Source organism: Muribacter muris, assembly GCF_004569585.1.
In the GTDB taxonomy this organism is placed as follows: domain Bacteria; phylum Pseudomonadota; class Gammaproteobacteria; order Enterobacterales; family Pasteurellaceae; genus Muribacter; species Muribacter muris.
In genome coordinates this window covers 41,274-54,238 of record NZ_SPPA01000020.1, presented here as the reverse complement: position 1 = coordinate 54,238, position 12,965 = coordinate 41,274, and the positions used below count along the sequence as shown (strand labels likewise).

19 protein-coding genes and 2 pseudogenes are annotated in these 12,965 nt (G+C 43.2%); 4 read left to right on the top strand and 17 right to left on the bottom strand.

Annotation, left to right across the window (positions count from 1 at the left end):
* The 12 genes and pseudogenes from E4T80_RS09225 to rpsJ form a co-directional block, all read right to left on the bottom strand.
* Positions 1–75 (bottom strand): annotated as a pseudogene (locus tag E4T80_RS09225) (IS1595 family transposase); the annotation flags it as partial.
* A 370-nt stretch (positions 76–445) separates the two neighbouring features.
* The gene (gene rpsQ / locus E4T80_RS09220) at positions 446–703 is read right to left on the bottom strand and encodes a 30S ribosomal protein S17 (RefSeq protein ID WP_135057664.1); all 258 of its coding nucleotides are present in this window, start codon (positions 701–703) and stop codon (positions 446–448) included.
* Complete coding sequence (rpmC, locus tag E4T80_RS09215; protein ID WP_047977770.1) at positions 703–894, bottom strand: 50S ribosomal protein L29; 192 nt, start codon at positions 892–894, stop codon at positions 703–705. Before rpmC ends, rpsQ begins: the two co-directional genes overlap by 1 nt.
* Entirely contained in the window at positions 894–1,304 is a 411-nt protein-coding gene (gene rplP / locus E4T80_RS09210; protein ID WP_005625160.1) for a 50S ribosomal protein L16, read from the bottom strand. The genes rpmC and rplP overlap by 1 nt, the downstream gene beginning before the upstream one ends.
* Positions 1,305–1,317: 13 nt before the next feature.
* Positions 1,318–2,022: a 30S ribosomal protein S3 gene (gene rpsC, locus E4T80_RS09205; protein WP_047977771.1), complete on the bottom strand. Its 705-nt coding sequence runs from the start codon at positions 2,020–2,022 to the stop codon at positions 1,318–1,320.
* Positions 2,023–2,039: 17 nt separating this feature from the next.
* Positions 2,040–2,372 (bottom strand): 50S ribosomal protein L22, encoded by a 333-nt coding sequence (rplV, locus tag E4T80_RS09200; protein WP_047977772.1) that lies wholly within the window; start codon positions 2,370–2,372, stop codon positions 2,040–2,042.
* A 10-nt stretch (positions 2,373–2,382) separates the two neighbouring features.
* Positions 2,383–2,658, bottom strand: coding sequence for a 30S ribosomal protein S19 (gene rpsS / locus E4T80_RS09195; RefSeq protein ID WP_005539416.1), 276 nt, complete (start codon positions 2,656–2,658; stop codon positions 2,383–2,385).
* Positions 2,659–2,685: 27 nt separating this feature from the next.
* On the bottom strand, positions 2,686–3,507 hold the full coding sequence (rplB, locus tag E4T80_RS09190) for a 50S ribosomal protein L2 (protein ID WP_047977773.1): 822 nt from the start codon (positions 3,505–3,507) through the stop codon (positions 2,686–2,688).
* A gap of 20 nt (positions 3,508–3,527) precedes the next feature.
* Positions 3,528–3,833 (bottom strand): 50S ribosomal protein L23, encoded by a 306-nt coding sequence (rplW, locus tag E4T80_RS09185; RefSeq protein ID WP_047977774.1) that lies wholly within the window; start codon positions 3,831–3,833, stop codon positions 3,528–3,530.
* The gene (rplD, locus tag E4T80_RS09180; protein WP_047977775.1) at positions 3,830–4,432 is read right to left on the bottom strand and encodes a 50S ribosomal protein L4; all 603 of its coding nucleotides are present in this window, start codon (positions 4,430–4,432) and stop codon (positions 3,830–3,832) included. The genes rplW and rplD overlap by 4 nt, the downstream gene beginning before the upstream one ends.
* Before the next feature lie 15 nt (positions 4,433–4,447).
* A complete protein-coding gene (gene rplC, locus E4T80_RS09175) occupies positions 4,448–5,074 on the bottom strand; it encodes a 50S ribosomal protein L3 (protein WP_047977776.1) in 627 nt (208 codons plus the stop codon).
* Between the two features lie 16 nt (positions 5,075–5,090).
* Positions 5,091–5,402: a 30S ribosomal protein S10 gene (gene rpsJ, locus E4T80_RS09170; RefSeq protein ID WP_001181005.1), complete on the bottom strand. Its 312-nt coding sequence runs from the start codon at positions 5,400–5,402 to the stop codon at positions 5,091–5,093.
* 540 nt (positions 5,403–5,942) lie between these two features.
* On the opposite strand from rpsJ, the pseudogene E4T80_RS13265 reads away from it, so the two are divergent.
* From E4T80_RS13265 to fumC, 3 genes and pseudogenes are all read left to right on the top strand, one after another.
* Positions 5,943–6,143 (top strand): annotated as a pseudogene (locus E4T80_RS13265) (hypothetical protein); the annotation flags it as partial.
* Between the two features lie 72 nt (positions 6,144–6,215).
* Positions 6,216–6,485 (top strand): TfoX/Sxy family DNA transformation protein, encoded by a 270-nt coding sequence (locus tag E4T80_RS13260; protein WP_267899461.1) that lies wholly within the window; start codon positions 6,216–6,218, stop codon positions 6,483–6,485.
* Positions 6,486–6,716: 231 nt separating this feature from the next.
* The gene (fumC, locus tag E4T80_RS09160; RefSeq protein ID WP_135057658.1) at positions 6,717–8,111 is read left to right on the top strand and encodes a class II fumarate hydratase; all 1,395 of its coding nucleotides are present in this window, start codon (positions 6,717–6,719) and stop codon (positions 8,109–8,111) included.
* A gap of 154 nt (positions 8,112–8,265) precedes the next feature.
* Here the strand turns inward: fumC and E4T80_RS09155 are convergent, their stop codons facing one another.
* The 3 genes from E4T80_RS09155 to oxyR are packed head-to-tail and all read right to left on the bottom strand — an operon-like array spanning position 8,266 to position 10,288.
* On the bottom strand, positions 8,266–8,778 hold the full coding sequence (locus E4T80_RS09155) for a protein disulfide oxidoreductase (RefSeq protein ID WP_135057655.1): 513 nt from the start codon (positions 8,776–8,778) through the stop codon (positions 8,266–8,268).
* Positions 8,775–9,401 carry an HTH-type transcriptional repressor FabR gene (gene fabR / locus E4T80_RS09150; protein ID WP_135057652.1) on the bottom strand — a complete coding sequence of 209 codons (627 nt, stop codon included), beginning with the start codon at positions 9,399–9,401 and terminating at the stop codon, positions 8,775–8,777. Before fabR ends, E4T80_RS09155 begins: the two co-directional genes overlap by 4 nt.
* Entirely contained in the window at positions 9,398–10,288 is an 891-nt protein-coding gene (gene oxyR, locus E4T80_RS09145; RefSeq protein WP_047977325.1) for a DNA-binding transcriptional regulator OxyR, read from the bottom strand. Before oxyR ends, fabR begins: the two co-directional genes overlap by 4 nt.
* A 98-nt stretch (positions 10,289–10,386) precedes the next feature.
* On the opposite strand from oxyR, the gene E4T80_RS09140 reads away from it, so the two are divergent.
* Positions 10,387–11,118 carry a glutathione peroxidase gene (locus E4T80_RS09140; RefSeq protein ID WP_047977326.1) on the top strand — a complete coding sequence of 244 codons (732 nt, stop codon included), beginning with the start codon at positions 10,387–10,389 and terminating at the stop codon, positions 11,116–11,118.
* Between the two features lie 25 nt (positions 11,119–11,143).
* Here the strand turns inward: E4T80_RS09140 and E4T80_RS09135 are convergent, their stop codons facing one another.
* Together E4T80_RS09135 and murB are read right to left on the bottom strand one after the other, a co-directional pair.
* Positions 11,144–11,920, bottom strand: a complete 777-nt coding sequence (locus E4T80_RS09135) for a biotin--[acetyl-CoA-carboxylase] ligase (RefSeq protein ID WP_135057649.1) — start codon at positions 11,918–11,920, stop codon at positions 11,144–11,146.
* Positions 11,917–12,942 (bottom strand): UDP-N-acetylmuramate dehydrogenase, encoded by a 1,026-nt coding sequence (gene murB / locus E4T80_RS09130; protein WP_135057646.1) that lies wholly within the window; start codon positions 12,940–12,942, stop codon positions 11,917–11,919. The genes E4T80_RS09135 and murB overlap by 4 nt, the downstream gene beginning before the upstream one ends.
* Positions 12,943–12,965 lie beyond the last annotated feature (23 nt).

Below are 12,965 nucleotides of genomic sequence, written 5' to 3'. Positions count from 1 at the left end.
GCGAGCAGTAACACCCGCAATAAACAGTTCAATCAGTTTGTTTTGCTTGTACTGACTTAAACGACTTCTTCTCATAGGGATTATTCTAACCTGAAATTAGATTTCCCTAGTTATCTAGTACAGCCCCATAAACTAAAAAATATAGCGTCCTATAGACAACGATAATTTAAAAAGTTCCAAAGGCACTAAATTTTTAAAAAATTTGCAATAAATTAATAATAATCGCTCAATTACAAGCGGTCAGTAAAAAGTTAAAATTTGCAAATTAACCACTTTTACAAAAAATGTCTCTTAACTAACCGCTTATCTATCCAATACATCAAAATATGTACTACGCTAAGGCTAGTCCGTTATAAAGCGGATGAACTAGAGCAATACACTTTTATATCGCAAAATAAAAAAGGTCTGATATTGCTATCAGACCTTTTTGAAACTGTTGAATTGATTAAGCGACTACTGCTTTCTCAACAACACGAACTAAAGTCCAGGATTTTGTTTTAGAGAGTGGACGACACTCTTTAATTTCAACAACATCGCCTAATTTAGCTTCGTTATTTTCATCATGTACGTGAAGTTTTGTTGTGCGACGGATAAACTTACCATAGATTGGGTGTTTAACCGTGCGTTCGATAGCAACAACGAAAGACTTTTCCATTTTGTCACTAACAACTTTACCTTGTACTGTACGAATTTTATCAGTCATTACTCACCCGCCTTTTCGGTTAATACAGTTTTTACTCGTGCAATATTGCGACGCACTTGTTTTAACTGATGGGTTTGTTGAAGCTGACCGGTGGCTGCTTGCATACGCAATTTGAATTGTTCACCTAAAAGGTTCACTAACTCAGCATTCAGCTCTTCAACATTTTTTGTACGTAGTTCTTGAGCTTTCATTACATCACCGTCTTAGTTACAAATGTGGTTTTAAACGGAAGTTTTGCCGCCGCTAACGCAAATGCGTGGCGTGCAATTTCTTCAGAAACACCATCCATTTCATAGAGAACTTTACCCGGTTGGATTAAGGCTACCCAGTACTCAACGTTACCTTTACCTTTACCCATACGGACTTCTAATGGTTTTTCAGTAATTGGTTTATCTGGGAATACACGAATCCAGATTTTACCTTGACGTTTTACCGCACGAGTCATCGCACGACGAGCCGCTTCGATTTGACGAGCAGTTAAACGACCACGACCAATTGCTTTCAAACCGAATGTACCGAAGCTCACTTCAGTACCACCCGCAATACCACGGTTACGACCTTTGTGGACTTTGCGGAATTTTGTACGTTTTGGTTGTAACATTCAGTGATTCTCCTTATTTACGACCACGACGAGCAGGCTTTTTAGGCTGTGCCGCTGGTTCTTTCTCAGATGCAATCACTGCAGCCATACCACCAAGAATTTCACCTTTGAAGATCCACACTTTAATACCGATTACACCGTATGTTGTGTGTGCTTCTGCAGTGTTATAATCGATGTCAGCACGAAGTGTATGTAGAGGTACACGACCTTCACGATACCACTCTGAACGTGCGATTTCTGCACCACCTAAACGACCGCTAACTTCAACTTTGATACCTTTAGCACCTAAACGCATTGCGTTTTGTACCGCACGTTTCATTGCACGACGGAACATTACACGGCGTTCAAGTTGGGAAGCGATGCTATCTGCAACTAATTTTGCATCTAGCTCTGGTTTTTTCACTTCAGCAATGTTGATTTGAGCAGGCACGCCGGCAATTTTTGATACGGCGTTTCTTAATTTTTCAACATCTTCGCCTTTTTTACCGATAACGATACCCGGGCGTGCTGTGTGAATAGTTACACGGATACTTTTTGCCGGACGCTCAATAGTGATGCGTGAAACAGAAGCATTCGCTAACTCTTTATTTAAAAATTGACGTACTTTGAAATCGCCTTCTAAGTTATCAGCGAAATCTTGTGTATTCGCAAACCAAGTAGAGCTCCAAGGCTTAACAATACCTAGGCGAATACCATGTGGATGTACTTTTTGACCCATTGCTATTCTCCTACTGATTAACGATCTGACACAACCACGGTGATGTGGCTGGTACGTTTTAAGATACGATCTGCGCGACCTTTAGCACGTGGCATTACACGTTTCATGCTTGGACCTTCATCAACGAAAATCTTCGCAACTTTAAGATCATCGACATCTGCACCGTCATTGTGCTCTGCATTTGCAATAGCTGACTCTAATACTTTTTTCACTAAAGCGGCTGCTTTTTTGTTAGTAAAAGTTAAGATTTCTAATGCGTTAGCAACTTTTTTACCGCGAATTAAATCAGCAACTAAGCGAGCTTTTTGGGCAGAAGTACGAGCGTAACGATGTTTTGCAATAGTTTCCATCTTTTACCTCTTATTTCTTAGCTTTCTTATCTGCGGCATGACCGCGGTATGTACGAGTCGGTGCAAATTCACCTAATTTATGCCCGATCATTTCATCAGAAACATAAACAGGAACATGCTGACGACCATTATGGACTGCGATGGTCAATCCGATCATTGAAGGAATGATCATTGAACGACGGGACCAGGTTTTAATTGGTTTTTTATCCCCGCTTTCCACCGCCTTCTCTACCTTCTTCAACAAGTGTAGGTCAAGGAAAGGACCTTTCTTGAGAGAACGTGGCATGGCTTATCCTCTTAATTGATTAAAAAATTATTTACCACGACGACGTACTATAAATTTATCAGTACGTTTGTTATGGCGAGTTTTCTTACCTTTGGTTTGAACGCCCCAAGGTGTAACTGGGTGTTTACCGAAGTTACGACCTTCACCACCACCGTGCGGGTGGTCAACCGGGTTCATTGCAGTACCACGAACAGTCGGACGAATACCTCTCCAACGGTTTGCACCTGCTTTACCAAGTACGCGAAGCATATGCTCTGAGTTACCCACTTCACCAATAGTTGCAGTACACTCAGCTAATACTTTACGCATTTCGCCTGAACGAAGACGTAAAGTTACATAGTTACCTTCACGGGCAATGATTTGTACGTAACTTCCAGCAGAACGTGCGATTTGACCGCCTTTGCCCGGTTTTAACTCAACGTTATGCACCGTGCTACCCACTGGGATATTACGCATAGGTAATGCGTTACCGACTTTAATTGGCGCTGATGCACCCGCTTGGATCTGATCACCTGCAGATAAACCTTTAGGAGCTAAGATATAACGGCGCTCACCGTCTTTATAAAGAACTAATGCAATATTAGCAGAACGGTTTGGATCGTATTCTAAACGCTCAACAACAGCTGGAATATCCAATTTGTTACGTTTAAAGTCAATTAAACGGTAATGTTGTTTATGACCACCACCGATATGACGAGTGGTAATACGACCGAAATTGTTACGACCACCTGTTTTAGATTTTGTATCTAAAAGTGCTGCAAAAGGTTTACCTTTATGAAGCTCAGGGTTAACAATTTTTACTACATGACGACGACCAGCGGAGGTCGGCTTACATTTAACGATAGCCATAGTCTTCTAATCCTCCGAAATTACTCTGCCGCACCTTCAACGAAGTCAAGTGATTGACCTTCTTGAAGAGTTACATAAGCTTTTTTCCAGTCACTGCGACGACCTGATTTTGCACCGTGACGTTTAGTTTTACCTTTAACAACCACTGTACGAACAGAATCTACTTTAACTTCGAAAAGTTGCTCAACCGCATTCGCAATTTCAACTTTATTTGCATCTAATGCTACTTTAAATACGATTGTATTTGCTTTTTCTGCGTTATTTGTCGCTTTCTCAGAGATATGAGGTGCTTTAAGCACTTTTAGCAAACGTTCTTGTTGAATCATGCTAACATCTCCTCAATTTGTTTCACTGCATCGACAGTCATAACTACTTTATCAAAAGCAATTAAGCTAACCGGATCAATACCTTGCACATCACGTACATCTACTTTATAGAGGTTGCGTGCAGCTAAGAATAGGTTTTCTTCTAAACTTGCAGTGATGATAAGAGCGTCAGTTAACGCCATATCTTTTAATTTTTGTACTAAAACTTTCGTTTTTGGTGCATCGATCTCAAATTTCTCAACAACGATCAAACGCTCTTGACGAACTAATTCGGAAAGAATGCTTTTAATTGCACCACGGTACATTTTCTTGTTCACTTTTTGGCTGTGATCTTGTGGTTTTGCTGCGAAAGTCACACCACCAGAACGCCAAATTGGTGATTTGATATCACCTGAACGAGCACGACCTGTACCTTTTTGACGCCAAGGTTTTTTACCTGAACCAGACACTTCAGCACGAGTTTTTTGAGCACGGCTTCCTTGACGAGCACCTGCTGCATAAGCAACAACTACTTGATGAATCAATGCTTCATTGAACTCACGTCCGAAGGTAGTTTCAGAAACAGTTAGTGCGTTAGCACCTACAACTTGTAATTCCATCTCTATCTCCTAGACTTATGCTTTAACTGCCGGTTTAACGATAACGTTACTATTAGTTGCACCCGGAACAGAGCCTTTCACTAATAATAATTTACGTTCAGCATCAACACGAACCACTTCCAGTGATTGAACGGTAACACGTTCAGCACCTAAATGACCCGCCATTTTTTTGCCTTTAAACACACGACCTGGAGTTTGGTTTTGACCAATAGAACCAAGCACACGGTGTGATAAAGAGTTACCGTGAGTAGCATCTTGAGTACGGAAGTTCCAACGTTTCACACCACCTTGGAAACCTTTACCTTTAGACGTACCAGTAACATCAACTTTTTTAACATCTGCGAAGATGTCTACGTTAATTTCTTGACCTAAAGTGAATTCTTCACCTTCAGTACGAAATTCCCATAAACCGCGACCCGCTTCAACACCTGCTTTAACGAAATGACCTGCTTCAGGCTTAGTTACACGACTTGCTTTTTTAGTGCCAGTAGTAACTTGAATTGCAGTATAGCCATCGTTTTCAAGAGTTTTAACTTGAGTAACACGGTTGGCTTCGATTTCGATAACGGTAACCGGTACTGACACACCATCTTCATTGAAGATACGGGTCATACCAATTTTACGACCGACTAAACCAATCATTGTAATAACCTCTTAATTAACCTAGGCTGATCTGCACGTCAACGCCGGCAGCCAAATCTAAACGCATAAGTGCATCAACAGTTTTTTCTGTTGGCTCAACAATATCGACTAAACGTTTATGCGTACGAATTTCGTATTGGTCACGTGCGTCTTTATTTACGTGTGGAGAAATCAACACGGTAAAACGCTCTTTACGAGTCGGTAAAGGAATCGGACCACGAACTTGCGCGCCAGTACGTTTAGCTGTTTCTACGATCTCCGCAGTAGATTGATCAATTAAACGATGATCAAATGCTTTTAAACGGATACGGATTCTTTGGTTCTGCATCAGAACAGAGCTCCATTAAAATTTAGCTAATGAAAAACCGAACCACCACTTAAGCCAAATTAACTAAGGGGGCGCAGTCATACCTTGTTATAGTTTCCCAATCGGAAACATTTTAAGTACTGCTCTATTGGCAGCACCACTCAGTAAATGATTACACTGAGCGACTTTAACCTACAAAATCTGTAAATTAATAAAGCGACAGAATTCTACAAAATAATCGCATACATTGCAAGCAATTTTTAACTTTATCCCCCCACATTCTCCTAAAATTTAGCAATTTCTCTATCAAATTATCTGTTCAACAACCTCTTTTTTATATTTTTACGACAAACATCACAAAAATAATACTATTTTGTCATTGAAATTTAACATTTATTGGGTAAGGTGTTGATCCCAAAAAACAAAAAAATCCTTTAGATACAATCGCTCAGGGTAAGGAGATTTGTATGACATCGGCAGACCAAGAGGCACAAAAATTTAAACAACTACTCTCAACTATCCTTGGAGAGATCAACATAAAATCCTACTTTTTCCTACTATGGATTTCGTAAACATAAATTGCTCTTTGCCTTATATAAAGACGGGAACTTCTACCTACATATCCCCGATGAAATTATCGATCAGCTACTTCCCTACGACGGTGTTGTACAACTTGAGGATAAAAAATCAGGCATACACTCGCAAAATTATTACCAATTACCTCACACATTGATAGAAAATAATGCGCTTTTTTCATACTGGGTAAACAGTTGTTTCACTATACTTCAAAAAAAGCATAACGTCATTACAAAAAAACCACGTCTGATACGCTATATGCCGAATATGAATGCTCACACTGAAAAAACCCTAAAAAAGCTCAATATCCACTCAGTCGATGATTTAATTGCTAAAGGTGAAATCAATACCTTTATCGCCTTACTGGAAAAAGGATTTGATGTAGATGAATCAATGCTATTCAAACTCCATTGCGCCATTCGACATAAACTGATCTATACACTAACCCCCAAAGAAAAAATCGCTTTGCTCACCGAAGCAAACAAAGCCTTATACGAAGCAGGTTTACGAAAACGCTTTAGAATATAGGAAGCAAACTCGCCAATTTATGATCCACATCACATTTTTGGAAAAATGTCGTCCCCTAATGTCGCTTTTCCATTCCTTTATTCCATTGGCAGTGCTACTATTTTTAAGTTATGGTGAACTTTCGGCTCGCTTTATTTTGTAAAACAACGGCTAAAATCGACCGCTTGCAAGTAAGTTATGCCGATAGGTTCCTTCGTAATCGCACTGATGACTATTATCTAGGAGAAAACAATGGCATTCCGTATCGAAAAAGACACAATGGGCGAAGTTCAAGTACCGGCAAATCGTTATTGGGCGGCACAAACTGAGCGCTCACGCAACAATTTTAAAATTGGACCGGAAGGTTCAATGCCGGCAGAAATTATTGAAGCCTTTGGCTATCTCAAAAAAGCGGCCGCCTTCGCCAACCACGATTTAGGCGTGTTATCGATCGAGAAACGGGATCTTATCGCCCAAGCCTGCGATGAAATCTTAGCAAACAAATTAGAAGGAGAATTTCCACTCGTTATCTGGCAAACCGGTTCAGGCACACAATCCAATATGAACCTTAACGAAGTGATTTCAAACCGCGCACACGTTCTCAACGGCGGTAAACTCGGTGAAAAAAGTATTATTCACCCAAATGACGATGTGAATAAATCCCAATCATCCAATGATACCTACCCAACTGCAATGCACATCGCTGCGTACAAAAAAGTAGTTGAGCACACTTTGCCGTGCGTAAAACGCCTGCAAAAAACGTTAAGTGAAAAAGCCGAAGCATTTAAAAATGTGGTGAAAATCGGTCGTACTCATTTAATGGATGCAACCCCACTCACTCTCGGTCAAGAATTTTCTGCTTATGCCGCACAATTAGCCTTTGGTATCAAAGCATTAGAAAATACCTTGCCTCATCTGGCGGAACTCGCCCTAGGCGGCACAGCGGTCGGCACTGGCTTAAACACACCGAAAGGCTATGACGTGAAAGTTGCCGACTACATCGCTCAATTTACCGGCTTACCGTTCATCACCGCCCAAAATAAATTTGAAGCGTTAGCCACCCACGATGCGATTGTCGAAACACACGGCGCATTAAAACAGCTCGCCGTTTCCCTTTACAAAATCGCTAACGATATCCGCTTACTTGCCTCTGGCCCACGCTCCGGTATCGGAGAAATTCTAATTCCGGAAAACGAACCCGGTTCATCAATTATGCCGGGTAAAGTGAACCCGACCCAATGCGAAGCAATGACAATGGTATGCGCCCAAGTATTAGGTAACGATACTACTATCTCATTTGCCGGCACTCAGGGGCATTTCCAGCTTAACGTTTTCAAACCGGTAATGGCGTACAACTTCCTCCAATCCGCCCAACTACTCGGCGATGCGTGCATCTCTTTTGACGAGCATTGCGCTATCGGCATTGAGCCGAACTTCCCTCGCATCAAAAAACAGCTAGACGATTCACTAATGCTAGTAACCGCATTAAACACCAAAATCGGCTATGAAAATGCAGCGAAAATTGCTAAAACCGCCCATAAAAACGGCACAACGCTAAAAGAAGAGGCAATCAATTTAGGCTTAGTTACCGCAGAGCAATTTGATGAGTGGGTTCGTCCGGAAGATATGGTCGGTAGCTTAAAATAAAAACTGAAACAAGCGGTCGGTTCGGATCGAAAATAGACAAAATAGAGTATTAAATCAAAAGGATACAGATTGAACAATCTGTATCCTTTTTGTATATTGAAGGCTTCGCTTTTGTCAAAAATACCCATAACCCGACCGCTTGTTCTTACGAAGATTAAGCGAAACCCGCAAGCCAGAGGCGGATTTTTAAGCCCCAGTAGCTGGTTAAGCCAGTTGTGTGGTTGATAATCTGTCCGTTTTTGATTATTAAAATGGTGGGGGTTGCTTGAATTCCCCACTGTTTTGAAAGTTGCCCGTTAGGATCGTTAATAACACTGAATGTGTAGCGATTATCCGCTAAATAGCCTTGTACCTCTGCCGCCGAGCCGGATTTTAACGCAACACTTAATACCGGCGAACCTTGCTCGGCAAATTTTTGGACGGCGGGAGAGGTATATTCACAAAAATAGCACCAACTGCCCCAGAAGTAGAGTAACATTGGTTGATTATGACTCAACTGTGCAATGATTTTTGGCTGTTGGGTAACATCATAAAGCACCTGATCTGCAAATTGAGCCGGTGCAGTGGGTTTTCGATACCAATCCACCACGATACTCAAGATAATGAACAAGCTGCCGAACAGGAGTAGGTTTTTCGTAAAACGGACAATAAGAGACGGCTTTTTCATTTGTGTTCTTGCCCCATTGCTAAATAATTTGCACCTCTGGCGAGCATTCTAAGTTGCATTACCACCCGTTGCTTGAGTTTTTCCCGCTCTTGCGTATTCATATCAAGTGCGTGAGAACCGGCGGTAAACACTAACGTAACCAGCCCCTCCGATTCAATATAAGCCAATTCTCGCCCGATGCCGTGATTTTTAATCTGAATGTAATCCGCCAATTCCGCCACAAAATGTTGGATTTCCCGAGATGCCGCAGTGCGAAAGGCTTGCGATGTGCCGGAACTTTCCCGTAATAGCAGGCGGAACATATTCGGCCGTTCTTCAATAAACTCAAAAAAGGTTTCCACTGAGATGACGATCACACTGCCGCCCTTTTCCAACCGCTTGCGTGCTTGCCGCATTAGCTGGCGAAGAATTAAGCCCGATTCGTCCACCATTGCCAGTCCTAATTCGTCCATATCTTTGAAATGGCGATAAAACGAGGTGGCAGCGATACCGGCTTCTCTGGCAACTTCTCTTAAGCTGAGATTGGAAAAACTTTTTTCGGCGGTCAATTGGTTAAATGCGGCGTCCACTAAGGCACGGCGGGTTTTCTCTTTTTGAATCGCCCGAATGCCGACCGTACTCATTTGACGTCATCCATCATTGTTTTAATTGTTTTCGCTAAGCGTTCGTAGCGAAGTCTAAGCGGTGAACCGGGGCGATATACCAAACCGATTGTTCTGAAGGGTTTTGGTTCGTTGAAGCCGAGATAGACACTATGCTCATTTTGATCCGAACCTGCCGCCAACTCCGGCATTAAGGTAATCCCTGCACCCGTGGCGACCATATTACGCAAGGTTTCCAAACTGCCTACTTTAATCCGCTCATTCTCTTTTGCGCCAATAGTATTACAGTAGTCCATTATTTTAGTGCGTAAGCAATGACCGTTATCCAACACTAAAATTTCTTGATCGGATAATTGATCCAAATCGATCTTCTCTTGTTTTGCCCAAGGGTGATCGTCCGACACCGCTAACAACATATTTTCATTAAAAATCGGCACTTCGATAAAGGACTCGGTTTCCTTGGCAAGCGATAAAATCGCACAGTCTAGTTGTCCCGACTCTAACTGCTCAATCACCGTATTGGTTGGCAATTCGTAGAGGTAAATTTCAAGTTCGGGGAATTGAGACTTTAACTGCGGCAGAATAAGAGGGGAAATATAAGGTGCTAAGGTCGGAATAATCCCGATATGCATCGGGCCGGACATCTCTTTACCTTGGCTACTCGCCATTTCACGCAGAATTTTTACCTCTCTCAGCACGACTTTTGCCTGCTCGACCAGACCAAGCCCCGCTTGCGTAAATAGCACTTTACGGCTCGTTCTTTCCAGCAATACCGTGCCTAATTCATCTTCTAATTTACGAATTTGCCCGCTTAATGTCGGCTGGCTCACATTACACGCATCGGCCGCTTTACGAAAATGCTTAAAATCAGCGAGCGCAATGAGATATTCTAAGTCACGGATATTCATACTGTTTCCTTGCTAAATTGAAGATGGCGAATTATGGCATATTTATGTGTATAATGCCTGTGATTTTTCACACAACGAAATATTAGGAGAAAATTAAGATGTCTTTTAAAGATATGACCGGGCAAAAAGTCCCGCACGTTACGTTCAAAACCCGCCAAGATGATGCTTGGGTAGATGTTACTACCGATGAGCTGTTTAATAACAAAACCGTCATCGTCTTTTCACTGCCGGGTGCCTTCACACCGACTTGTTCATCGACCCACTTACCCCGCTACAATGAATTAGCACCGGAGTTTTACGCTTTAGGTGTCGATGAAATCATTTGTATGTCGGTAAACGATACCTTTGTAATGAACGCGTGGAAAGCCGATCAAGAATCAGACAACATCACCGTTATTCCAGACGGTAACGGCGAATTTACCGCCGGAATGGGAATGTTAGTCGGCAAAGAAGATTTAGGCTTTGGCAAACGTTCTTGGCGTTATTCAATGTTGGTGAAAAACGGTATCGTTGAGAAAATGTTTGTCGAGCCGCAAGAGCCGGGCGATCCGTTTAAAGTGTCTGATGCCGATACAATGATCAAATATCTCAAACCGGACTGGCAGGCAAAACCGTCTGTGGCGATTTTCACTAAGCCGGGCTGCACCTTCTGCCAACAAGCCAAAGCGTTACTTGCAGAGAAAGGGTTGAGCTATGAAGAAATCGTCTTAGGGCGTGATGCCAGCACCACTTCATTACGGGCGATTACCGGGAAATCCACCGCACCGCAGATTTTTATCGGCGGAAAATTGATCGGCGGTAGCGATGATTTAGCCCGCTATTTCGCATAGTGATCTCTAAAGCTAAGCCCTATGCTTAGCTTTTTTCGTTTCCGGCTCTTAAAGAGATCTCCCCTATCGTAAACGCTCGAATAATTTCCCCCTGCTGCAAAATCAGCTCGCCTTGATCATTAATCCCCAGCGAAATTCCTTGTATTTCCTCCTTTTCAGTGATCAATTTCACCGAGCGGTGATAAAAGAGATCAAAACGTTGCCAACGCTGGGCATACGGCGCAAAACCTTGTTGTCGGTAGTGTTGTAATGCGGTTTGTAATCGCTGACCAAGTTCAATCACCAAAGCGGTACGATCCAACTCATAGGCGGATAAATCACTCCATTGCTGAGTTACGAGTGAGAGATCAACCTGATCCATTCCCAAATTCAGCCCGATCCCGATCACCAAATAAATTCCCTGTCGATCGACACGGCTTTCAATTAAGATCCCGCCCATTTTTCTGCCTTGATAGTAAATATCGTTAGGCCATTTAATCTGAATCGCGGGAATGTCCAATGCTTCAAAGGTTTCCGCAATCACCACCGATACCACCAAGCTCAACGCCGATAGTTGCGGGATCTCCGCCGTTTCATAATGCCATAGCATTGAAAAATAGAGATTACGGCTTTGGGGCGAAAACCACTGCCGCCCCCGTCTGCCCCGCCCCGCCGTTTGTGTTTGTGCTACGCACAGCGATCCGTTGGCTAAATCTCGGTAATGCTGCAACACATATTCATTGGTCGAATTAAGCTGCGCAAAACTCAATACCTGCCCTTGCGTTAAGGCTTGGGCAATCCGCTGTGCATCAATATCGCTCATCGGGTCGCTACCTCGCTATCCACTTCCCCTTGCTTGCCGATAAAACGCACTTCAGGGTGCAATTCCACCCCAAACCGCTCCCGTACTTTACGGCGAACCGCTTGCGCTAATGCCACCACATCTGCCCCGGTGGCATTCTCTTTATTGATCAGCACCAACGCTTGTTGCGTATGTACCGCCGCTCCACCAATTTGATAGCCCTTGAGTGCGGCTTGATCGATCAGCCAGCCCGCCGGCAATTTAACGCGACCATCAGCTTGCGGATAGTGAGGAATGGTAGGGCAAGCGGTCTGAATCCGCACAAAATTTGCAAAATCCACTACCGGATTTTTAAAGAAACTGCCCGCATTACCCACGTCATCGGGATCAGGCAATTTAGCACGGCGAACGGCACACACCTCGTCAAAAATCTGCTTAGGGGTAACCGTTTGCGGGTCAAGCTGCGTGAGCGAACCATAATTCAGCACTGGCTGCCACGCTTTTGCCAGTTTAAGCCCGACCGCTACAATCGCATAGCCTTCACGGTACTGCCGTTTGAAAATGCTGTCCCGATAGCCGAACTGGCAATCCTCTCGGCTTAAACGGATCGTTCCACCGTTGTTTAAATTCAGCAGATCGACATAATCGCACACCTGCTCAAACTCTACACCGTACGCCCCGATATTTTGGATCGGTGCAGAACCGGCCACGCCGGGAATTAACGCCAGATTTTCCAAGCCGCCCATACCGTGAGCCAACGCCCACTCCACCAAAGCGTGCCAATTTTCACCGCCGCCAACGTGTAAATAGTAAAACTGCTCGTCCTCACGCTGTTCAATCCCTTTTAATCGGTTAATTAGCACCGTGCCGTCAAAATCCGCTAAAAAGAGGACATTAGACCCCTGCCCCAGCAACAAAGTCGGCTCATTGTTTTGCTTTGCTTGCCGCCAAGCCGTCAGCAACTGCTCAACCGTATCAAAGGGTACGATCGTTTTGGCTTGTGCAGGCAGATGAAAGGTGTGAAAAGCGGTTAATTGTTTCATTCGGTTTCTCCACGTCAAAGGGG